Raw genomic sequence first — 19,341 nt, forward strand, 5'->3', positions numbered from 1 at the left:
AAAAAGCTGATTTTGCGTAAAAAAAGCCAAATGATCCTAGACTATCGTAATCTTAAGTGATAGGGTCATTTGACTTTCATTTTGTTAAGTATTTTTCAAAAAAGCTTTCAATTCTTAAAATGAATAGGCGATCAACGAAATGCCCGCCATCATAAAATAGAAACCGACTAAGAAAGCAAGTGTCAATGCTGAAGTTAAAGGATTAAAAAGAAGCATGATGCCTAATAAAATCCCGATAACATTAACGATAACGTGAAACCAATAATAGCCGGTACTTTCGATTTTGTAGATACTTGCCGTTAATAAGCCTGCAATTGAATCGAATAAGAACCAAATCGCAAAGACAAAAGGCAGCGCCACTAAACCGGCAGAGAGATTAAACAAGAAGAAGATACCCACCAATAAATCAAATACGCCAAGAACGATCAAGAATGTTGATTTTTGATTGGTAAATTCATGGATTTTCCGTCTAAAGAATAGTTCAAAGATCCCTTTTAGAATGGCTGAAAGAGCAAAAACATAAACAATGGCAAGTAAGCTGCTTTGCGGGTCTCTAAATGACAGTAAAGAAACTAAAATAAAGAGAAGCCCCATCAAAAAATACGGCAAGCGAAAAGTTGATTTTCTTTCCATATTTTTCACCTCCTTGAGGAAATAGTATCACTTACTGAAAAAATATGAAAAGATAATGATCGCTTAAATAATTTTCATTCATAGCAGAGAAACGGGCAATTATCGCTAGTTTTGGGCTTCCTTTATTGCTTTAAATGCGTTGATGCCAAAAGAAATCAGAAAAAAGAAACTCGCCCATTTAAGAATGGTTCCTTCTTGAAACGCGAAGAAAAGCGAAACAAAAAAATAGGAAACAGCTAAATAGGTATACTTATTATTGAACTTGCTCAATTTGATTACAACCACCTCTTTAGAAGGAGTATATTCCCTCGATGTGACACGGTCAAACTAGAAGGACTGAAAAATTAGAAACGAAGAGGTCAAGCCGTCCATTCCATTAACCATTCCGCTTCGTTTGTTTCGTGGTCTGTTTGCTTTTTTAGAGCTTTGAAGCCGTGCTTGAGATAAAAACGAAGGGCACTCTCATTTTTTGAATAGACACTTAAGCTTAGGTGCGAGCAGCTGGTTTTCACCTTATTTAGTAATTGAGTTCCGATGCCTAAAGACCTGTATTCACTCAAAACAAAAATTCCCGCAATAAAATCATCAACCATTCCAAGAAAACCGATGATTTCATCGTTTTGAGAATAGACATAGAGTTTTGCCTTTGGAAGCATCGCTTTAACGACTGGGTAGTTATGAAGCCAATAGCTTTTTTCAATAAAGTCATGTGCGTCAAGATTGCTTTTTAACCAGATGGAAGCGATCGTTTCCAAGTCTGTGCGACTGACAGTTTCAATTAATTTGATCATAAATAGCTCCAGTTTATTTAGTAGATTTGAAAAGTGACTCATTGGTATCTGAGTAATAATTAGGGTTCAGTTTATCCTCTTGTTTGGTCCCCAAAAGAGAGACCAGCATGGGACTAAATCCTAGCAGCCCCAGTAGAATTGCTAAAGGAATGTATACACGTTTTTTTGTCATGATCAGAACTCCTTTTTGTTCATTGTAGTATACGGATAGGTTTCCGCAAAGCCCTTAGAAGAAAATAGGCAAATAAAAACTCCTCCATCCACTTGGGATGAAGGAGAGGGAACTAGCCGATCTTCGTGGCTCCGCTGCCGATATGTGCAACGTAAAAGTCTGGCGCGTAGCCGACAACATTCATGTATTCATCGTAGACGTTGTTTTTGAAGCTGGGAATAGCTTCCTCTTTGACTAGGGCAATCGCACAGCCGCCAAAACCTGCGCCAGTCATACGTGCACCAAGTACACCAGCTTGTGCCTGAGCGGCATCAACTAGCGTGTCCAATTCAACTCCAGTCACTTCATAGTCGTGACGCAAAGAATAATGAGAGGCGTTCAATAATTTGCCAAAGGCTTCCAACTGGCCCTTTTCTAATTCTGCCTTCGCCTCTAAGGTTCGTTGATTTTCGGTTACAGCATGACGAGCACGGCGAATCAAAGTATCCTCGCCGATCAAGTCGATGTTGGATTCAAAGGTTTCTTCATCCAGATCACCTAAGGATTGAATCGCTAGCTTCTTTTGTAAACGAGCAAGAGCTTCTTCGCACTCGCTGCGGCGTTCATTATATTTGGAGTCTGCCAGTTCGCGACGTTTATTCGTATTCATGATAACCACCGCATAGCCATCTAATTTCACCGGAACCATTTCGTATTTCAGTGTGTTGGTGTCTAAAAGAATTGCTTGATCCACATCACCAAACCCAATCGCAAATTGATCCATGATACCTGAATTTACACCAATAAACTCATTTTCAACTTTCTTACCGGTTTGGACCAGCTCAAGCCGATCGGTATCCAAGGTGAATAAATCTTCCAATACGACACCAACCAATAGTTCCAAAGAAGCACTGCTGGAAAGACCGGCACCATTAGGGATCGTTCCTTCAACTAACAATTCGAAGCCATGATCAATTAGATGTCCCGCTTCCTTTAATTTTAGAACCATGCCTTTTACATAATTGGCCCAGTTGTCCTTTTTATCGTAATCCAATTTGTCGATATCAAAGGTAATAACGCCGATGTCTTCAAAATTTGTCGAATAGACCAATATTTTTTTATCCTCGCGGGGAGCAGCAACACCGTATGTTCCATAGGTGATAGAGGCGGGGAAGACGTGACCGCCATTGTAATCCGTATGCTCGCCGATCAAGTTGATCCGGCCCGGAGAAAAATATTGCGTTGTCTCATGTGGCCCGAATATTTCAGCAAATTTAGTGTTTAATTCACGTTTAATTTCCATGTTTCTTCGCTTCTTTCAAGGTTATTTTATATTCTGTTGTCGTTTCGAAGGTCTCATTAGCAGGCAACGTAATTGAACCGAATTCAGGGAATTGTTCAGCACCGGGGGCGATTTGTGTTTCAAAGGTAATACCGCCATGATGCGCTAGTTTTTCTCCATGTATTTCTGGACCATCCTCGCCGAAGTTTGCGGTGAAGATCACCACGCTGGATGAATCTGTAGAGACTGTCAATTCAATGTTTCCGTCTGGGCTGGTCAATTTGGCTGCCGTCTGCTGCAAATGACTTTCCTTCAAGAAGAAAGGATGATCAAGTCCGTTGCATTGGTTCTTTTGTTCAAAGTCGCTAGCAAATACATCCGCTAACGGTTTTTCTGTCTGGAAGTCAAAGGGCGTTCCTGCTGCTGCGGTGATTTCACCAGTTGGAATCGTATCTGGCCGCAACGAAGCAAAACTTTCGCTGTTCAGCCAAAGGGTATGGTCATCGATCGCTTGAGTAACATCGCCGGTCAAATTAAAGTAGACATGGTTGGTTGGATTGAAGAGCGTCGTTTGATCGCTGATTCCTTTGGTTGTTACGCGCCAAACATTCTCATCAGTCAAGGTATGCCGCACTTCAACAGTCAAATTCCCAGGAAAACCATGTTCGCCGTCAGGGCTGACGGTGGTAAAAATGATCGATGCTTCGTCATCGCCGTTTTCAATAGTGTAGTCCCATTTTTTTGCTTCAAAGCCGGGTTTCCCGCCGTGCAAAGAATGTCCAGTCGTTGGATCAACGGCTACTTGGTACTCTTGATCGTCAAGGGTAAAACGACCGTTTTCGATTCGACCAGCCGTCCGTCCGATGGTGCCGCCAATGAATGGATCCTTTTCCAAATATTCTTCTGCCGAATCGAAGCCTAAAATCAATTCCTTGTCACGTCCTAAACGAACGATCCGTGCGCCTAAATCAGTAACGGCTAGGTGGAAACCGTCTTCATTTTTGATAGTAATCAGGTGATAGTCTTTGCCAAAAGCTTGTTCTGTAATTTGCATAATAAAAACCTCTCTTTTTATGTAATAAGAAATCATCGTGTCCCGCTAATTTTATCGATTTATCAATAAAGTGACAAGGGGTAGAAGTTTTTCAATAGTGCTTGCTTTCAATTTAACAAGAAATCGTTTTCTTTAAAACGTACTTCTGTGATGATCATTTAACTTTTTGTTGCATTTCTTCATTGATTTCAAGCGTCGCATTTTTTTTGCTCTAAACCAAAGAGCAGCTATCGCCAGAATTTAGCATACTCCGCTTTATCCTCAAGGTTGAAGGCGATCATTTCTCGGATGAGGGGATAGTTGATCTCTTCAGTCCATTTTATTCGAAAAATATTAGTTGTATGGCTGTACCCAAAGTTTTGAATTGCTGGTAAAAATTTTTTTAGACAAGCGACTTCAGGTGAAACGGAAAAATGGTTTTTAGCCGTGCTGACTCCAAGGATAAATGTTCCGTGATGAGTAAACATGGGTTCGTTCCACGCGATTCGTGTATCCAATTCAGGAAACTCGGTTAAAATCCATTGAAAAAGTGCACGCAATTTGTCTCGATGTGCTTCATCTTCAATTTGGGCTAAATAATTTTTGAAAGTATCCATTGTTTTCCTCCCGCTTTTTGTGATGATCATTGGATGACTTTGCTGGCAAAGTCTATCTCCCAGTATACCAGCAGATAAATAGAAAGCAGAGAAAAAATGCCGCCATCCAATAAAACAGCACTGCTTGGATAGAGGAATGGGACGTTTCGATGAAGCCTATGAATAAAAGAGAGGATTCTTAATGATTCATAAAAAATATGCGGTATAATTTAGAGTGGAAATCAGACGGGAGAGGTAAGATGGAACAGACAATTTTTCTAAAAAAAGAGCAGCATCATTTGAAAACGGATCTTCATTTTGATTTTTGCGGGATTTCAAAAACGTTGCCCTTCCATTCCTTTGGACCAGCGATTCGTCAGAATTATATTTTACATATTGTAATGGAAGGAAAAGGGACTTATCAAGTCAAAAATCAGCAATATCATTTAAAGAAGGGGGATCTCTTTTTGATTCGTCCCGGAGATTCCACCTTCTATTTAGCTGACGGGGAAGATCCGTGGATGTATTGCTGGCTTTCTTTTGGCGGAGCTGCTGCGGATGAAATTATTCGTCACTCTCACTTTAGAACCGACCAGTATACGATGGTTTCTTCTGATGTACAAAAGTATATCGACACGATTTTGGCTTGCCTTCCTTTTGCAGAAGAGACGTTAGAAAATGAACTGCATTTAAATGAGCTGACGTATCGTTTTTTAGCAGCACTTTTAGAGGACGGCGGGAAGGTCCATTTAGGTGAGCAAAAAAAATATTCGCCGTTAGCAGTAGCTGCTGTAGAATACATCAAAACGCATTATGCAGAGCAATTGACAGTTGAAGGGATCGCGCGATATTTGGCGGTTAATCGCAGTCATTTATCACGAGTGTTCCACAATCATATGGATATTAGTATTAGAGATTATATTTTAGGCGTTCGCATCAACCGGGCGGCATTTTTACTTTCCATGACGGATGAATCGGTGGAGAGCGTCGCGGAGCAAGCGGGATTTAACAGTTTGGTTGTCTTTAGCCGGATGTTTAAGAAATTGACAGGAGAAACAGCCACTGCTTATCGGAAGCGAATGAAAAATGAGGATTTTAAAAATGTGTCATTGAATGAATTAAAAAAACAACTAGAGCAGCAGGCTGTGGTAAATCGCGCGACATAGCTAAGATAACGTTTACAATGGATAACGGATACCCTATACTTAAATTATCAGATAATGAACTATCTTCTTATTAGAGGATAAGCTTATCAAATAGGAGGGATCAACCATGAAAAGGGCTAGTGAGATGACCGTCGAAGAGTTAGGTGCATATATCGATCAGTCGGTGTTGAAGCCGGATTTTACTGAAGCCGAGATTCGCCAGTATATCCAAGAAGGTATCGACTATCATTGTGCAACCGTTTGTGTCAACCCAGCTTCTTTAGATATCGCAGCGGAGATGACTAAAGGAACAGACACAAAAATTTGTGTAGTATGCGATTTTCCATTTGGTACCAGTACGACTGCCTCTAAGGTTTTGCAGGCAGAGACCTATTGTCAGCGAGAAGATATTTATGAATTGGATATTGTTGCGAATTTTGGTTGGATTCGCAGCGGTAAATATGAGGATGTTACCAAAGAACTTCGTGTGATCGTCGAAGCTTGTCATGCGCATGGAACTGCGGTGAAGGTCATTTTTGAAACCGATACATTGAATGAAGAGCAGATTCGTCAGGCCTGCGAATGCGCGATTGCCGCGAATGCAGACTTTGTTAAGACAAGTACGGGTTTTATCACTGGTTATGAAAGCAAGGGCGCTACGAAGGAAGTTATTGAAATTATGATGGATCAATGCAAAGGTCGAATAAAAATCAAGGGCAGCGGCGGGATCCGTACGCGGGAACACTTTTTAGAATTGATTGATATGGGCATTGACCGTATGGGGATTGGCTTCAAATCGACTCCGATCGTTTTAGGTTTGGACAACTAATATGGAGGAGAACTTACGATTTGAAACAAGAGCAGATTTTCGCACATGGCTGTCAAAAAATGCGGAAACTAGCGGCGGTGTCTGGTTAGTATTTGGTAAAACAAAGCAAGTTAAGACATTAAAGGCCGGTGAAGCATTAGAAGAAGCACTATGCTTTGGCTGGATTGATGGCGTGATGAAAAAGCTTGACGAAGATTCTTACATTAAATATTTTGCTTTGCGCCGTAAAAACAGTAAATGGTCAGAGAAAAATAAAAAAATCGTAGCAAAGCTGGAAGAACAGGGCTTGCTGACAGAGCTGGGGCGTGAAAAAATCGCTGAAGCGAAGGAAAACGGTCAATGGGAGAACGCCACACGACCATCAGCAATCACAGAGGAACAGATTGCCGAAGTATCAGCACTGCTGAAAGGAAATGCTGAGGCGTCAAAAAACTTTGAAAACATGCCGCCTTCAGTCAGAAAAACCTATACGCGCGCTTATTTTGACGCAAAAACAGATGCTGGAAGAGCCAGCAGATTGGCTTGGATGACTGACCGCTTGGAAAAAAATTTAAAACCGATGTAATACAAAAGAGACCGACCTCAAAAAAAATTATTGAATAATATAAAGCCGAACACTCTGATTACTTTCAATGATGATAGTAATTGAGTGTTCGGCTTTCATTTTGTTAAGTATTTTTCGAAATAGCTTTCGAAGCAGCTGCTTTTTACCGGTGAATATACTGAGATAACTCTTTTTGATACCCTTGCCAGCCTGCTTTTCCGGTATTCAGGTATTGGGCCAAGAGATAGCCAATATAGGGGCCCGTCGTCAAACCAGAAGAGCCTAATCCGCTGGCAACAAGGACATGATCAGTCAACGGACCAAAAAATGGAGCAAAGTCAGAAGTATAAGCACGGGTGCCGACCCGGTAGTGAGCGGGTGCCGCCAACAATTTTTCCGGTTCTGCTAAAAACCGATGCGCACCGCTTGTCAGCTGCTCAAATGCTTCAGGAGTTTCTCTCAAATCCCAGCCAGTGTCATTTTCATGGGTAGCGCCCAATAAAATTTTTCCAGCTAAAAAAGGAATCAGGTCAGCTTCACCATCCAGCATAGCAACTGGAAAATCACCACTGTTTTTGATCGCGGTTTGGAAGACCAGGAGCTGTCCCTTTTGCGGCCGCAAATCTACTTGATAACCTAAAGGTGTGAGGAGCTCCTTCAAATGAGGACCAACAGTTAAAATGATCTGATCGAACGCTTCTTTTTTTTCGTCGAAGAGAATCGTTTGCTCATCTGCTAGTTGAACCCGCTGCGGAACAAAATGAATTCCTTTTTCCTCCGCTTTTTTCCGCATATGAATCAGATAAGCTTTTCCATCTAAACGACCGCCGCCGCTGATTTTCAGAGAAGACAGAGGCTTTAACAAAGGCAGTTCCTGCTGGGTTTGTTCGCCTGAAAGCCGTTCGATCGTGCCGATCTCAGGAGCACTTGCCTTCCGTTCCTCGGCTAAAGCAAGAAGCTCATCCAATTGATGCTCAGGACGTAAAAGCAGAGTTCCCGATTGTTGATAAATCGTGTGATCTATTTGAAAATCTTGGATTAGTTTTGGGAAGAATGCCGCACCATCTTTTGCAAGCTGGTACCATTGCTTGTTCCGGCGCTTGGAAAGCCAAGGAGAGATGATCCCGGCACTGGCTTTGGTTGCTTGTCCGGTAGGCTCATCGAATAGGGTTACTTGATAGTTTTTTTGATTTAAGTAATTGGCCAGCGTCATACCAATGATGCCGCCGCCAACAATTGCGATTTTTTGCATGTAGCGTACTTCCTTCTTTATAGCGTATAATTTATGTTTTTCCCCAAGCTTGTTTGAATAGGGGGAAAAATACATATATCTGTTGTTGATTCTGCCATAACAGAAATTATTTATCAATTAATCTAAAAAATTTTACTTTACCTGTCGTAGTAATTGTCGTACAATGATTACAACGACAGATGAAGTAATTTCAGGAGGTGGCAAAATGATTTCGAGCGATGGAATTCGCGGGTACAATGATGTCATCATTTTGTCCGTACTGAAGGATGGCGATTCCTATGGCTATGCGGTGTCTCAAAAGATTAGAGATGTGAGCGAGGAAGTGTATGTCATCAAGGAGACGACGCTTTATTCCGCCTTCAACCGGTTGGAAAAAAATGGCTACATCCATTCTTATCCGGGAGAAATTACCCATGGAAAGAAACGAACGTACTATCAAATAACCGAAAAAGGCTTGGCTTTTTTAGAAGAAAAGCGAGACGAATGGAAGCAGACTAAAATAGTTGTGAATCGATTTATGAAAGAAGGGTAAACTATGGATACGATAAAAAATTATGTAGAGACGCTGTTTCTCGAATTTCCAAATACGAAAGAAGTCCGACGTGCGAAGCAAGAGATTTTGACGATTATGGAAGACCATTATTTAGCATTATTAGATGAAGGAAAAAGCGAGCACGAAGCAATCGGGCAAGTCATCAGTGAGTTCGGCTCTGTTGACGAGCTGCGAGAAGAATTGGAATTTGCATCGCGCGAAAGAGAGCCTGAAGACGGCATTGAAGAAGACGAAATGTATCAATACTTGACTGAGCGAAAGAAAGACGCAAAAGGACTCAGTCTAGGCATCAGCGGCTGTTTGCTAGCAGTGGGAACATTGGTCGGGTTGGGTATCAGCGGCGCTGAGATGATGGGCTTTTTATTGTTCTTCATTCTGATAGCTATTAGTGTCGGAGTTATCATTTATAATGGGATGCAATTTTCTAAAAACAATGTTGTGCTGAACGACCGCTACATTCCTGTAGACTTAAATAAGGAAGCACAGAAATTGAAACAAGGGTATCAAAAAAGCTTCCAGGTTAGTTTAGTCTTTGGGATTTGTCTGTGTGTGTTGAGCGTATCGCCGATTTTCTTTTTCCAAATGTTTACCTATGCGGAATACGGAATTCCAGTGATGTTCTTCTTTTTAGCGATCGGTGTATTTTTGATCATTTACGGCAGTATCAATTACAGCAGCTTTGACAAGTTTATTAAGGAAAAATATTTCATTGCGGATGAGGATGCATTAGGACCCAACGCGATGCAGGAAAAATATGGGGATGCTGCTCGTACGAAGCATCTGCTGGAGCGGGTATATTGGCCAATCGTTGTAATGATCTATTTTAGCTGGTCATTTTTAACTCATTCATGGGGCTTTAGCTGGATTATCTTTGTTATGGCAGGGATTTTTTATAGTGTTCTGGAGGCGATCTTTGTAAAAAAGTAGCCTAGGTTTTATACGTGAAAAGACGTTCGAAGCATTTCTCTTATGCTTCGAACGTCTTTTTGTTGTTAAGTTGCTGCTGCAGGATCAACCGCTGCTTAATCAAGTCTACAAAATGATTCGGTTCAATGACCTTCATGCGGGCACCGAAAGACAAGACATTAATTAGCAGCTCCGTTTCATCTTTCTTTTCATAAAAAATCGTTAGGCGATAAAACGTATTATCTGATCGCTCAAGGATCTTGCGATAATTTGAAAAGTGGAAGGTCGCGCGTTCAAGCGCACTGCGCTCATCTTTTAGTTCGCAAACAATAGAGCAAAGCTTGGAATGTACTGGCTCGCTATTAGCCACGAAGGGTTCCTTGACTTGAATGTTCTGAATATCTGAACAATTAAAAACGACCGGCTTCCAGTTTTTTCCAGCTTTGCGCTTGCCTAGGACGCGAAATTTATTGTTTTTAATAGAATACTCAAGTTTTAAAGGCTGAAAAAGATGGCTAGTCGCGTTCCTTTTTTTAGTTGAATGATAGTCTAATACCACAAGCTCCTTTTGTTGAATACTCTCTAGCAATTGCTGAATAATTTTTTCGTAGTCTTCATCGAACAGATCCTCACTGATAAACTGATCAAAATATTGATAATCCTGCCAATCAAACAACGGTTCGACTTCTTCCAAGTCAAAGGGTTCGCCAACAGAACGAAATTTGGGGTCCTGTTGGATTGCCGTCAGCCAGGCTTTTTCTAATTTCGTTAAAGGAAATGGCTGTGGTGGATGATTCAGGATTGAGCGGTGATTCTTTAATAAATGCCAGCTGTTCTCATCATCTTTCAAATAGTCGACCATTTCAAAGGGAGTCTCTTTAAAACCATCTTGATCCAATAACTGTTGCTGTTGTGCAAGTGTTTCTGTCTGCAATGCTTTCGTCATCAGCTGATAGTAGAGACTGTTTACTTCTGAAAAAAGCTCCATTTTATTCCTCCAATCCATAAAGACTGTTCAGTTCTGTAACATCCGCCCAAAATTGATTTTCCCATGTGCGATTCGTGGAAGTAATTCGAACAATTCGTCCCATCCATGTTCGCAGCCAAGGCTCCATACCGCGGGGATCAACGAGCTTAATCGAAAATTTATACAGATTTCCTTCCAGCATTTCAACTGTTCCTTGTCGTTTTTCCCGCAGCAGCCGCTGATACAAATAGTGCTCAGGCAGATGGAGCAGGATTTCATAGCTAACTGGTCTGCGAGCGGTGAATGAGCAGTTCCAGGAGGTTGCTTCGGCCGCAGTCAATCGTTCTTGTCCTCGAGAAAACTGTTCAGCTTCATTCAATAGCTCCCCGCTTTCTAAATAATCCAGCCGCAATGAATACAATTGACCTGAATGCAGACCAACGAGGTATTGCCGCCCGCTCTCACAGCTGGAGTAGACTTTTAAGGGTGTCAAACGGATCTCGACTCCATTTGCTTTGAAAAGCTTTACTCGTCGTTTTTGTTTGATGGCTTGTAATAGGAAGAGCAGGATTTCGCTGTCTAAGGTTTGATTGTCGAATTTATGTTTGAAGCAAAACGGTGAAGAGGGCGCCTTGTAACGCTGGAGCAAAAAATCACCAATCACACCAACGGGCGCTGTTTCCTTATAGAATTGAATCGCCTGCAGCTGCTTTGCAGTAAATTCTGTTCGGCGATTTACGGCATACAGCCATTGCTTTCCTTGCTTTTCCTTTCGTAAAATGTCCATCTGAGCATATTCATTCAGCTTGTTGCGAATCGTCAAGCTGTCGATCAAATAATCGTCGTTGAAAAGGGACAGGTAACCGTCGATGGCCTGAACGATCTCATTGACAGTGAACGCGTTTTCCTGTGCCAAAATATCTAAAATCACGAAATGCAAAAAAATATCATTACGGGTAAAGGATTTTGTCTGCCATAGGATATGCAGCGGATTATCGGCTTGATTTGCCGGCAAAACTAGACGATAGATTTTTTTATTATTGACAGTTTGCGATTCGATATAGTCATGAAGCAGGCTCTCTAATCGACGGCGTTCGTTGTCATAGGTGCGGGGACTGGAAAGAGTGATTTCCTCTCGACTTTTAAAGCCGTAAATCAAAAATTCTCGCGTATAGCTTCGTAATGTAGAAAATTGCTTAACTAGTTCTTGAAATTTTTTAGCCATTTGATTCTCCTTATTTTTCTCATTGTATCAAGTTCGCACCCTTTTTTAAAAGAACTATTTTTATGAATTGGTTAAGATAAGGACAAGAAAACACAAGGAGGAACAAACATGGCGATCTTAACACTTACTTCCGATCATCCGGAATTTACTCAATTAATCAAAAAACATCCTGAAGGCGGAATGCAGCTGCGTGAAATTCGAAATGGAACGAGCTTTGGCTGGTATGAAACACCGCAGACCTATTGCATGTACTTTCAAGATTATGGAACGATTTTGTCCTTTCGTTCAACCAGGGAAGAACAGAAGCACTATTTGAATGTGAAGCAGTATTCTGCGCCGCAGGTCTATCTCTCGCTAATGACAGAATACTTGAAGTCGGCTATGAAAATCGTTGAAGCGGAAAAATCGTCTAATCAGCTGACCCTTTCAATGATAGAAATAAAGAAACTGGAATTGCTGCAATCCATCTGTCGGATACTACCGGAATTTGAAATCTCGCAAGAAGTATTAATGGACGGCTTTTATCAAATGAAGATGAGTTGTGATTCGCTTTCACGATTGCTTCAAGGCGCGCACCTGGTATTGCTGCTTTTAGCGAAGGAAAGCAGTACGTTTTTAGACGAAAGCGAATCACTGATCCAACGAGGAATCGAAGCACTTCAATTTATTAAAGCACCGTACTATTTGAGAAACCTATTTGTTCGAAAATTTATGTACAAAAAGGAAATATTTTTCAATTATAAAGAAGCGCTGGAAGAAAACGGCCGCGAAGAAATTATTTTTTCTTATCGCGGAACGGGCTATTCGCGAATTGAAAAGGTAAGGGAGCTTCTGGATATGAAGCACGATATTTTGGATGTTGGCTGCGGCGGCGGAGCCTATTTTAGAATGGCTGAAAAGGTTGATTCATACATTGGTGTGGATATTGACCCAGAGGTTTTAGCTTATGCCAAAGACCGCGGTGAACGAATGGGACTGGCTAATGTAACTCTATATCCTTCTTTAGACGAAGTTCCAGCTCAAGCAGACCGGGATATTCTTTTAATGGAAGTCATTGAACATATGTCTTTGGAAGAAGCGGCAGCGTTGTTGCAGCGTTTGCTGAATCAGCCATTCCATCGGTTGATTTTGTCCACGCCTAACAAAGATTTTAACGGTTTTTATGGATTGTCGGAAAAACAATTTCGTCATGAAGACCACAAATTTGAATTGAGAGCACTTGATTTTCAGACATGGATATCAGCAACGGTCGGTCCTGAATTTGCGATTCAATTTTTCACAACAGGAGATCAAGTCAATGGGATCGCGACAACACAAGGTGCGATGATTGAAAGAAAGGAATAGATATTATGAAAATTACGACTAAAGTCCATACGATCTTTTTATTGATCGGACCAACTGAATCAGGCAAGACAACTTTCACTAAGGAAGTATTGATGCCGCAGCTGGCTTTTCAAGATGACCAGAAGAATTTCCAAGCCAATATCCATCATCTATCTTCTGATGACATGCGAAGAGAGTTACTAGGTCGAGACTATGACAAATATGCGGCGAGTATGATGGAAGCTTCAGGTGTTGCCTTTCCCTACTTGAGCGCTAAACTGGAGTTTTTAACCAGCTATCCGATCAATGCGGAATTCGTGGTTATTGATACGATTGGCTTGGGAGAGGATTTTCGTCAGGAAATCAAAGCGATCGCGGACAAGAAACAGTATCGTGTAGAGGCAGTTGTTTTTGATTATCCGCGAGAAGATTTTTATGCGTCTGAACGTTCAAAGGTATTAATCACCAAACACGTAGATCGCTTGAAACGGGAAGTATTGCCAAAGCTGGCAAAAGAAGACTATGCGGCAATTCACCGAATCAAACAAAAGGATTTTCAAAAAATTAGTGTAGAGGTTGACAATAAGGAAGCCTATTTAGCTACGTTATTGTCTAATCAACAGGACTACGCCGTAATCGGAGATGTTCATGAGTCACTCTCGGATTTGAAAAAAATCGTATCGAAGTTGGGCTATCAGGTGACTGGCGAGGAGATGACGATTTCAACGGAGCAACCATTTTCTTTGATCCTGCTTGGGGATTGGATTGACAAAGGCAAACAAACGACTGAAACCATTGATTTTCTTTATCGAAATCAGCAGTATTTCCAACTGGTACTGGGAAATCATGAAAATTTTGTCTATCGCTATCTAAAAGGAGAGATTAAAGGGGCGGATCAGGAAACGATTGACCAGCATTTTACATCAATTGCTTGCCTGAAGAAAGAGCCGGCAGCTTTGGCAAAATTCAATCATTTAGTAGAGCGAAGCCAGCCATTTTTGCGACGAATCGGTGATGAAAAGCAGTCCTTTATTGTTACCCATGCACCATGCCATCAGCAATACCTTGGAAAAATGGATAGTGTTTCACTGCGAAATCAACGAAATTTTCGCTTGAATCGTGAAAAATCAATCCAAGAGCAGCTTCAATGGCTGGAAGAAGAAAGTATGTATAATCTTCCTGTTCATGTATTTGGGCACATCGCCGCAAAGGAAAGCTACCGTATAAAAAATAAATATGGAATCGATACAGGAGTCGCTTATGGCAATAAGCTAAGTGCGATTAAGCTGTTCGGCAGAGGAAATGCGTTGATTTCAGTTTCTTCGGAACAAACAACAACTGAAGCACTGCCGAATTTATTTTCACGGCCTAAATTACACTCATGGGAGAGACTATCTGATAAGGAACGTAAGCGACTGTTCCATATGGTGAGAAATAAAGTGCAGTATTTATCGGGGACGATGGCGCCAACCGCAGCGAATAGTGATCAAAATGACTTAGAGTCTTTGTCAGAAGCACTGAACTATTATCGTCAACAGGGTGTTGAACAGGTCGTGTTGGAACCAAAATATATGGGTTCTCGAGCAAATGTCTATTTGTTTGATAAGCTGGAGGATTGTTATGCGATTTCTCGTAAGGGCTACAAGATCCGAGTCCCGGAAATTGAAGGTGTTTTTGCTGAGCTGCAGGCACAATTTTCAGATTACATGAAGAAAAATAAGATCCGTATGTTATTGCTGGATGGTGAGTTATTGCCATGGCGGGCGATGGGTGAAAATTTAATCAATTTGGAGTATTTACCAGTTGCTAAAGGAATCGAAACAGAAGTTAATTTTTTGAAGGAGAGCAAATTTACTGAGCTGTTTGAACAAATAGGCAGTCAAATAGCGGCTTCAGATTTCCAAACAGACAGCTATCATCTATCTAAAAAGCAGTTGGCAAAAAAATATGGCGATCATCAAGCACGTCAGTTTAGAGGCTGGTTGAAGGCATCCCCTCATCAAGTACCGCTGCAGGATCAAGAGAAAGCCTTAGATTTGTACAAACAGCAGATCGCACTTTATGGAAAAGAAGCGCCATTGCATTTTAAGCCCTTTGATTTGTTGAAAATCATCTATCAAAATATGGAAGAGGCTGTTGTGAACCAAGCCACATCTGAAATCTATCAATTTCTAAACAAAGATGAATACTTGCTGTTAGATATTCGGTCGGAAAATGCTGAGGAGCAGGCCCAAGATTATTTTGATCAAATGACTCTGCAACAGCAAATGGAAGGAATTGTTATCAAGCCGGAGCATCAGAAAAAGCATGTCGCACCCTTTTTGAAGGTTCGAAATGAAGCGTATTTAACACTGATTTATGGGTTTACTTATCGCAGTCCGCACCAATATCAAAAACTGATTCAAGGAAAAAATATTTTCCGTAAATTACGAACATCGATCAAAGAGTATGAGCTTGCTCAGGAGCTATTAAAGCTTCCTACCACTCAACTGACAGCGGAGAATAATGATTATTTGAATCTTTTAACTAATTTATTGTTTGAAATGGACAAGGAGGTAGGGTTAGATCCAAGACTTTAAGTGAAGTAGGAGGAATAGGAATGAAAGAAAAAATCAAACAAGCCCTGCAAGAAATTGCCAAGCAAGAAAATATTGAGATTCTTTATGCAGTAGAAAGCGGCAGTCGTGCTTGGGGATTTCCTTCTAAAGATAGTGACTATGATGTACGTTTTCTCTACCGAAGAGAAAAAGATTGGTATTTGAAATTAGAAAAAACAAAGGATCATTTAGAATTTCCTATTGATGAACAATTAGATATTTGCGGTTGGGATTTAGATAAGACACTGAGCTTGCTGCAAAAGAGCAACCCCGCTTTACTAGAATGGCTCAGTTCTCCCATTGTTTATCAGGAAGATACTCAGTTTGTTGTAGAACTACGTCGCTTGAGTGAAAAAAATATGGATGGGCAGCGGTTGATTTATCACTATCTTCATATGGCAGAAGGCAACTATCGGGAATATTTTAAAAAAGAGTTTGTCCGAATCAAAAAATATTTTTATGTGCTTCGTCCAGTACTAGCATGTATGTGGATTAAAGAATACCATCAAAGACCGCCGGTAGCGTTTGAACGATTATTGGAGCAGCCGGATTTATCAGCGGAGTTGTTGAAGGTGATTGACGAGCTATTGGTTCGGAAGAAGAGGGGAGACGAATTAGACGTAGAGGCAGTAATACCACAGTTGAATACTTTTTTGGATGAGCAGCTGCAGTTTTTTGCAGAATATGTTAAAGAGCTTGATAAGAAACCTGGGATCGCTTCTGCTGAGTTGAATGCCTTTTTCTTGAAATGGGTGAAGTAGTGGGAGCCGGCGAATCAGGGAGATCGACTCTTTGCGGCGTTTCAAGTTTATTTGAAATTTAAATACAAAAAATCAATCACCTAGTATTTGTTGCTAAGTGATTGATTTTTTTGTTTAAAAGAGCTATTTATTTTTGTGATAAGTTAGGCCCATTTGAATACAAATCCGTAAATTCTCTATCGGGAGAGGCGCATCAGGATCAATAATGATCGCTCTGTTTTTAGAAAAAGTTAACTCGTCCTGGAACATTTCTCTGAATTGTTCGATAAGGTGTGTCTGACAATGAAAGAAAATAGCAATGTTATCGTCACCAAAAGTGTCTAATCTGATCGGCGTTCCTTTTTTAGCAGTGTAAGAGGGCTGATTCCATTTCAGGTTTTCTACCAAACTTTCATCGGGGGCTACTTCTCTGCTAATATCAAAAATTAGTTGTCGGATTTCTAGTAAAGCTGTCTTTTGTTCAGCTGAGTACCCATCAAACTTCCTTTTTACATTAGAATCATTAAATAGATCCATTATTTTTTACCTCCTTCTAACAGGGAGCCAAAGCTCACTTTTATACGAATCAGATGTCATGTCGCCTTGAAAATAAATTTCAAAACGAGGGAGTGGTAATTGGTCGTAGTCGGAATTTGGCAGCCAAGAATAAATTATTTCCTTTTTCAGCTGCATCATCGCATGGGGGATAGGACCGGTACATTCGAATTTCGCCCACTCTGCTTCAGGAAAATCAATGCTAGCTAGCTCTTCGTGATCGTCTATCCTGCTAGTTGTTCCAATGAGGTAGTTAAAGTTTTCTTGCCCATTTTCATCAGAAACACCCAAAAAACCGTTTATCTCACCATCAGAGACAGTCATTAATTGGCCCATCATTTCTGGAGTCAAGGAGGCCCACATCGACGCAATCTCCTCAAAATTTTCCTTGCCTTCAACAACAGGAAAGTGTTTTTTGAAACCAACTACCTTAAATGCAGATTTTTTTTGTAAATGTACGTTCATAAAATTCGCCGCCTTTTCTATTATTATCCTTAGTATGCAATAACAATACTGACAGCTATATGTCACTATTTAATTCATTGTTCAATTTTTTTACTATTTGCGAATATTCTTGTTTTAGTTCATTAGGAGCTAAAATCGTGACACTTCCATGAAACCTAAGCAGATAGGCCGCTATTTCTTCTAAACTATGAGAGGAAAAGCTGACGCGTATTTTATCGTCCAGTATTTGCATTTCATTCGCTAAATAATAGTCAAATAGCCTTCCTAATGAGCTTTTTGGGAATTCTAGTTTGATCTGAAATTCCTTAGATGAAGCAAGATCGGATTTACTGTCGAATTTTGGGCTGAAATTTTCAGTTGTTAAAGTAAATGATCGAATTCTTGTTACTTTAAAAAATCGGAAAGCTTGTCGCAGTTCACAGTAGGCACGCATAAACCAGCTTCCATTAAATAGGCCCAGCTCGTGAGGCTGCACTGTGCGCGTGGTCATTTCTCCAGTTCCATCGGCGTATTTGATCACTGCTTTGATTTTTTTAGTCATCGCAACTCGTATTTGCTTGTTTATATCAAGAACATATTTTTCAATTGCTGGTCGGTGAACAGTGGGCGAGCTTAAGGATAATGATCGATCGTCTGATGAATGGTTCGAAAGAAGTCGGACCTTCTCTTTTAAAACACTGGGTTCATGCGTTTCCCCGATTATTTTTTCGTTGACCGTTAGTGAATCCAAAATCAATTGCTTTTCTGTTTCGGTAAAGCTAAGTGAGCGAAGCTTGAAGGAATCAATAAGTGAGATCCCGCCATTTCGACCAAAGCTGGAGCTGATCGGAAAGCCAGCATTTTCAATTGTCTGGATATCGCGAAAGACGGTTCTTTTTGAGACATCAAATCTTTCCGAAAATTCTGAAGTTGTGATGACGTCATTTTCTAAAAGCAGAACAATCATTGCGAGTATTCTTTCTATTTTTTTCATCTAACTAACGTTTCTCCTTGCTTGTGATTTCGATGCCACATTAGGACGGCTCATTCTTTACGAGTACTTTTTGACTGTCCCTGTTTTTATAGACGGCCCGCAGCCAAGCAGGGGAAACCGCTGACAAAATGACACTTCGGTTTTTATCGGATTTTATTATCCAGCCTCGTCGTAAAAAGGCGGCACAAATTTCTGAACCTAAAGGACCAGCCAGATGGAATCTTCGTTCACTCCAATCCATGCAAAGTTTTCCGTTTAACGCTTCAGGTGAGTTCACCCCAATCTCTTCAAAAAATATTCGACCAGCGTCAGTTAGTGAAATTTCGTGATTTTTCCTTCTTAAGTAATCCTTCTCAATAAAGAAGTCAAACAAATTTACCCCCAATTTTCCAGCTAAATGAGAATAGCAGGTACGGGCCTCTTTTATTTCTATATATTCTTGTTTTTGATTGTAGGACTGGATCTTTTGAGGTGTGGAGATAGTCATCAATAATTCCAGTATGTCCGCAATTGACTCGTTAATTAGTCCATAGTACACATTTTTTCCTTGTTTATAAGTATCTATCCAGCCTATCTGGGTAAGCTTTTTTAAATGGTAGGACGTGGTACTAAGGGAAACGCGGGTTCTTTTTGAAAGTTCAGTCACGGTGTAATAGCGACCATCGATCATAATAGTCATTAATTCTATTCTTGTTGGATCACCAATAAGCTGAATTGTTTCTGGCAGATTTGGGATTCCATTCATAAATTTCATCTCTTTTCTACACTTCGACCGTCATCG

21 protein-coding genes are annotated in these 19,341 nt (G+C 40.6%); 8 read left to right on the forward strand and 13 right to left on the reverse strand.

Annotation, left to right across the window (positions count from 1 at the left end; all coding sequences use genetic code 11):
* Window positions 1-114: 114 nt before the first annotated feature.
* The 6 genes from IGI67_RS22025 to IGI67_RS22050 form a co-directional block, all read right to left on the reverse strand.
* Window positions 115-633: an HdeD family acid-resistance protein gene (locus tag IGI67_RS22025; RefSeq protein WP_429959292.1), complete on the reverse strand. Its 519-nt coding sequence runs from the start codon at window positions 631-633 to the stop codon at window positions 115-117.
* Between the two features lie 359 nt (window positions 634-992).
* Window positions 993-1,424: a GNAT family N-acetyltransferase gene (locus tag IGI67_RS22030; RefSeq protein WP_429959293.1), complete on the reverse strand. Its 432-nt coding sequence runs from the start codon at window positions 1,422-1,424 to the stop codon at window positions 993-995.
* Between the two features lie 13 nt (window positions 1,425-1,437).
* Window positions 1,438-1,596 carry a hypothetical protein gene (locus IGI67_RS22035; RefSeq protein WP_429959294.1) on the reverse strand — a complete coding sequence of 53 codons (159 nt, stop codon included), beginning with the start codon at window positions 1,594-1,596 and terminating at the stop codon, window positions 1,438-1,440.
* Between the two features lie 112 nt (window positions 1,597-1,708).
* Window positions 1,709-2,878: a galactokinase gene (locus IGI67_RS22040; protein ID WP_429959295.1), complete on the reverse strand. Its 1,170-nt coding sequence runs from the start codon at window positions 2,876-2,878 to the stop codon at window positions 1,709-1,711.
* Window positions 2,868-3,911, reverse strand: a complete 1,044-nt coding sequence (locus tag IGI67_RS22045; protein ID WP_429959296.1) for an aldose epimerase family protein — start codon at window positions 3,909-3,911, stop codon at window positions 2,868-2,870. The genes IGI67_RS22040 and IGI67_RS22045 overlap by 11 nt, the downstream gene beginning before the upstream one ends.
* A 227-nt stretch (window positions 3,912-4,138) precedes the next feature.
* Window positions 4,139-4,507: an iron chaperone gene (locus IGI67_RS22050; protein WP_207108818.1), complete on the reverse strand. Its 369-nt coding sequence runs from the start codon at window positions 4,505-4,507 to the stop codon at window positions 4,139-4,141.
* A gap of 239 nt (window positions 4,508-4,746) precedes the next feature.
* Here IGI67_RS22050 and IGI67_RS22055 point away from each other — a divergent pair, with 239 nt between their 5' ends.
* From IGI67_RS22055 to IGI67_RS22065, 3 genes are all read left to right on the forward strand, one after another.
* Window positions 4,747-5,652, forward strand: a complete 906-nt coding sequence (locus IGI67_RS22055) for an AraC family ligand binding domain-containing protein (protein WP_429959297.1) — start codon at window positions 4,747-4,749, stop codon at window positions 5,650-5,652.
* A 106-nt stretch (window positions 5,653-5,758) separates the two neighbouring features.
* The gene (deoC, locus tag IGI67_RS22060; protein WP_207108820.1) at window positions 5,759-6,460 is read left to right on the forward strand and encodes a deoxyribose-phosphate aldolase; all 702 of its coding nucleotides are present in this window, start codon (window positions 5,759-5,761) and stop codon (window positions 6,458-6,460) included.
* A gap of 1 nt (window position 6,461) precedes the next feature.
* Window positions 6,462-7,025, forward strand: a complete 564-nt coding sequence (locus IGI67_RS22065) for a YdeI/OmpD-associated family protein (protein WP_429959298.1) — start codon at window positions 6,462-6,464, stop codon at window positions 7,023-7,025.
* A gap of 142 nt (window positions 7,026-7,167) precedes the next feature.
* On the opposite strand, the gene IGI67_RS22070 is transcribed toward IGI67_RS22065, so the two are convergent.
* The gene (locus tag IGI67_RS22070; protein ID WP_429959299.1) at window positions 7,168-8,256 is read right to left on the reverse strand and encodes an NAD(P)/FAD-dependent oxidoreductase; all 1,089 of its coding nucleotides are present in this window, start codon (window positions 8,254-8,256) and stop codon (window positions 7,168-7,170) included.
* 205 nt (window positions 8,257-8,461) lie between these two features.
* Between IGI67_RS22070 and IGI67_RS22075 the strand changes: the two genes are divergently transcribed.
* A complete protein-coding gene (locus IGI67_RS22075) occupies window positions 8,462-8,788 on the forward strand; it encodes a PadR family transcriptional regulator (RefSeq protein ID WP_429959300.1) in 327 nt (108 codons plus the stop codon).
* 3 nt (window positions 8,789-8,791) lie between these two features.
* On the forward strand, window positions 8,792-9,736 hold the full coding sequence (locus IGI67_RS22080; RefSeq protein WP_207108824.1) for a permease prefix domain 1-containing protein: 945 nt from the start codon (window positions 8,792-8,794) through the stop codon (window positions 9,734-9,736).
* A gap of 40 nt (window positions 9,737-9,776) precedes the next feature.
* Here the strand turns inward: IGI67_RS22080 and IGI67_RS22085 are convergent, their stop codons facing one another.
* Both IGI67_RS22085 and IGI67_RS22090 read right to left on the reverse strand, forming a co-directional pair.
* Window positions 9,777-10,703 (reverse strand): WYL domain-containing protein, encoded by a 927-nt coding sequence (locus IGI67_RS22085; RefSeq protein WP_429959301.1) that lies wholly within the window; start codon window positions 10,701-10,703, stop codon window positions 9,777-9,779.
* Between the two features lies 1 nt (window position 10,704).
* Entirely contained in the window at window positions 10,705-11,907 is a 1,203-nt protein-coding gene (locus tag IGI67_RS22090; protein WP_429959302.1) for a WYL domain-containing protein, read from the reverse strand.
* 108 nt (window positions 11,908-12,015) lie between these two features.
* Here IGI67_RS22090 and IGI67_RS22095 point away from each other — a divergent pair, with 108 nt between their 5' ends.
* From IGI67_RS22095 to IGI67_RS22105, 3 genes are read left to right on the forward strand one after another with little or no spacing between them, the layout of a single operon-like run.
* A complete protein-coding gene (locus IGI67_RS22095; protein WP_429959303.1) occupies window positions 12,016-13,251 on the forward strand; it encodes a class I SAM-dependent methyltransferase in 1,236 nt (411 codons plus the stop codon).
* 5 nt (window positions 13,252-13,256) lie between these two features.
* A complete protein-coding gene (locus IGI67_RS22100) occupies window positions 13,257-15,809 on the forward strand; it encodes a metallophosphoesterase (RefSeq protein ID WP_429959304.1) in 2,553 nt (850 codons plus the stop codon).
* A gap of 20 nt (window positions 15,810-15,829) precedes the next feature.
* On the forward strand, window positions 15,830-16,588 hold the full coding sequence (locus IGI67_RS22105; protein ID WP_429959305.1) for a nucleotidyltransferase domain-containing protein: 759 nt from the start codon (window positions 15,830-15,832) through the stop codon (window positions 16,586-16,588).
* A gap of 123 nt (window positions 16,589-16,711) precedes the next feature.
* On the opposite strand, the gene IGI67_RS22110 is transcribed toward IGI67_RS22105, so the two are convergent.
* The 4 genes from IGI67_RS22110 to IGI67_RS22125 are packed head-to-tail and all read right to left on the reverse strand — an operon-like array spanning window position 16,712 to window position 19,305.
* Window positions 16,712-17,104, reverse strand: a complete 393-nt coding sequence (locus IGI67_RS22110; protein WP_429959306.1) for a DUF1801 domain-containing protein — start codon at window positions 17,102-17,104, stop codon at window positions 16,712-16,714.
* Between the two features lie 6 nt (window positions 17,105-17,110).
* A complete protein-coding gene (locus tag IGI67_RS22115) occupies window positions 17,111-17,587 on the reverse strand; it encodes a GyrI-like domain-containing protein (protein WP_207110539.1) in 477 nt (158 codons plus the stop codon).
* A 55-nt stretch (window positions 17,588-17,642) separates the two neighbouring features.
* Window positions 17,643-18,560: a helix-turn-helix transcriptional regulator gene (locus IGI67_RS22120; protein WP_429959307.1), complete on the reverse strand. Its 918-nt coding sequence runs from the start codon at window positions 18,558-18,560 to the stop codon at window positions 17,643-17,645.
* Between the two features lie 40 nt (window positions 18,561-18,600).
* Window positions 18,601-19,305 carry an ArsR/SmtB family transcription factor gene (locus IGI67_RS22125; protein ID WP_429959308.1) on the reverse strand — a complete coding sequence of 235 codons (705 nt, stop codon included), beginning with the start codon at window positions 19,303-19,305 and terminating at the stop codon, window positions 18,601-18,603.
* Window positions 19,306-19,341 lie beyond the last annotated feature (36 nt).

The sequence above is a fragment of the Enterococcus sp. AZ196 genome (assembly GCF_050498845.1).
Classification (GTDB): Bacteria; Bacillota; Bacilli; order Lactobacillales; family Enterococcaceae; genus Enterococcus_A; species Enterococcus_A murrayae.

Bases quoted from the DNA above. Each gene is read 5' to 3' on its own strand.
- IGI67_RS22025 (WP_429959292.1), bottom strand. From the start codon at position 633: ATGGAAAGAAAATCAACTTTTCGCTTGCCGTATTTTTTGATGGGGCTT.
- IGI67_RS22030 (WP_429959293.1), bottom strand. From the start codon at position 1,424: ATGATCAAATTAATTGAAACTGTCAGTCGCACAGACTTGGAAACGATC.
- IGI67_RS22035 (WP_429959294.1), bottom strand. From the start codon at position 1,596: ATGACAAAAAAACGTGTATACATTCCTTTAGCAATTCTACTGGGGCTG.
- IGI67_RS22040 (WP_429959295.1), bottom strand. From the start codon at position 2,878: ATGGAAATTAAACGTGAATTAAACACTAAATTTGCTGAAATATTCGGG.
- IGI67_RS22045 (WP_429959296.1), bottom strand. From the start codon at position 3,911: ATGCAAATTACAGAACAAGCTTTTGGCAAAGACTATCACCTGATTACT.
- IGI67_RS22050 (WP_207108818.1), bottom strand. From the start codon at position 4,507: ATGGATACTTTCAAAAATTATTTAGCCCAAATTGAAGATGAAGCACAT.
- IGI67_RS22055 (WP_429959297.1), top strand. From the start codon at position 4,747: ATGGAACAGACAATTTTTCTAAAAAAAGAGCAGCATCATTTGAAAACG.
- deoC (WP_207108820.1), top strand. From the start codon at position 5,759: ATGAAAAGGGCTAGTGAGATGACCGTCGAAGAGTTAGGTGCATATATC.
- IGI67_RS22065 (WP_429959298.1), top strand. From the start codon at position 6,462: ATGGAGGAGAACTTACGATTTGAAACAAGAGCAGATTTTCGCACATGG.
- IGI67_RS22070 (WP_429959299.1), bottom strand. From the start codon at position 8,256: ATGCAAAAAATCGCAATTGTTGGCGGCGGCATCATTGGTATGACGCTG.
- IGI67_RS22075 (WP_429959300.1), top strand. From the start codon at position 8,462: ATGATTTCGAGCGATGGAATTCGCGGGTACAATGATGTCATCATTTTG.
- IGI67_RS22080 (WP_207108824.1), top strand. From the start codon at position 8,792: ATGGATACGATAAAAAATTATGTAGAGACGCTGTTTCTCGAATTTCCA.
- IGI67_RS22085 (WP_429959301.1), bottom strand. From the start codon at position 10,703: ATGGAGCTTTTTTCAGAAGTAAACAGTCTCTACTATCAGCTGATGACG.
- IGI67_RS22090 (WP_429959302.1), bottom strand. From the start codon at position 11,907: ATGGCTAAAAAATTTCAAGAACTAGTTAAGCAATTTTCTACATTACGA.
- IGI67_RS22095 (WP_429959303.1), top strand. From the start codon at position 12,016: ATGGCGATCTTAACACTTACTTCCGATCATCCGGAATTTACTCAATTA.
- IGI67_RS22100 (WP_429959304.1), top strand. From the start codon at position 13,257: ATGAAAATTACGACTAAAGTCCATACGATCTTTTTATTGATCGGACCA.
- IGI67_RS22105 (WP_429959305.1), top strand. From the start codon at position 15,830: ATGAAAGAAAAAATCAAACAAGCCCTGCAAGAAATTGCCAAGCAAGAA.
- IGI67_RS22110 (WP_429959306.1), bottom strand. From the start codon at position 17,104: ATGGATCTATTTAATGATTCTAATGTAAAAAGGAAGTTTGATGGGTAC.
- IGI67_RS22115 (WP_207110539.1), bottom strand. From the start codon at position 17,587: ATGAACGTACATTTACAAAAAAAATCTGCATTTAAGGTAGTTGGTTTC.
- IGI67_RS22120 (WP_429959307.1), bottom strand. From the start codon at position 18,560: ATGAAAAAAATAGAAAGAATACTCGCAATGATTGTTCTGCTTTTAGAA.
- IGI67_RS22125 (WP_429959308.1), bottom strand. From the start codon at position 19,305: ATGAATGGAATCCCAAATCTGCCAGAAACAATTCAGCTTATTGGTGAT.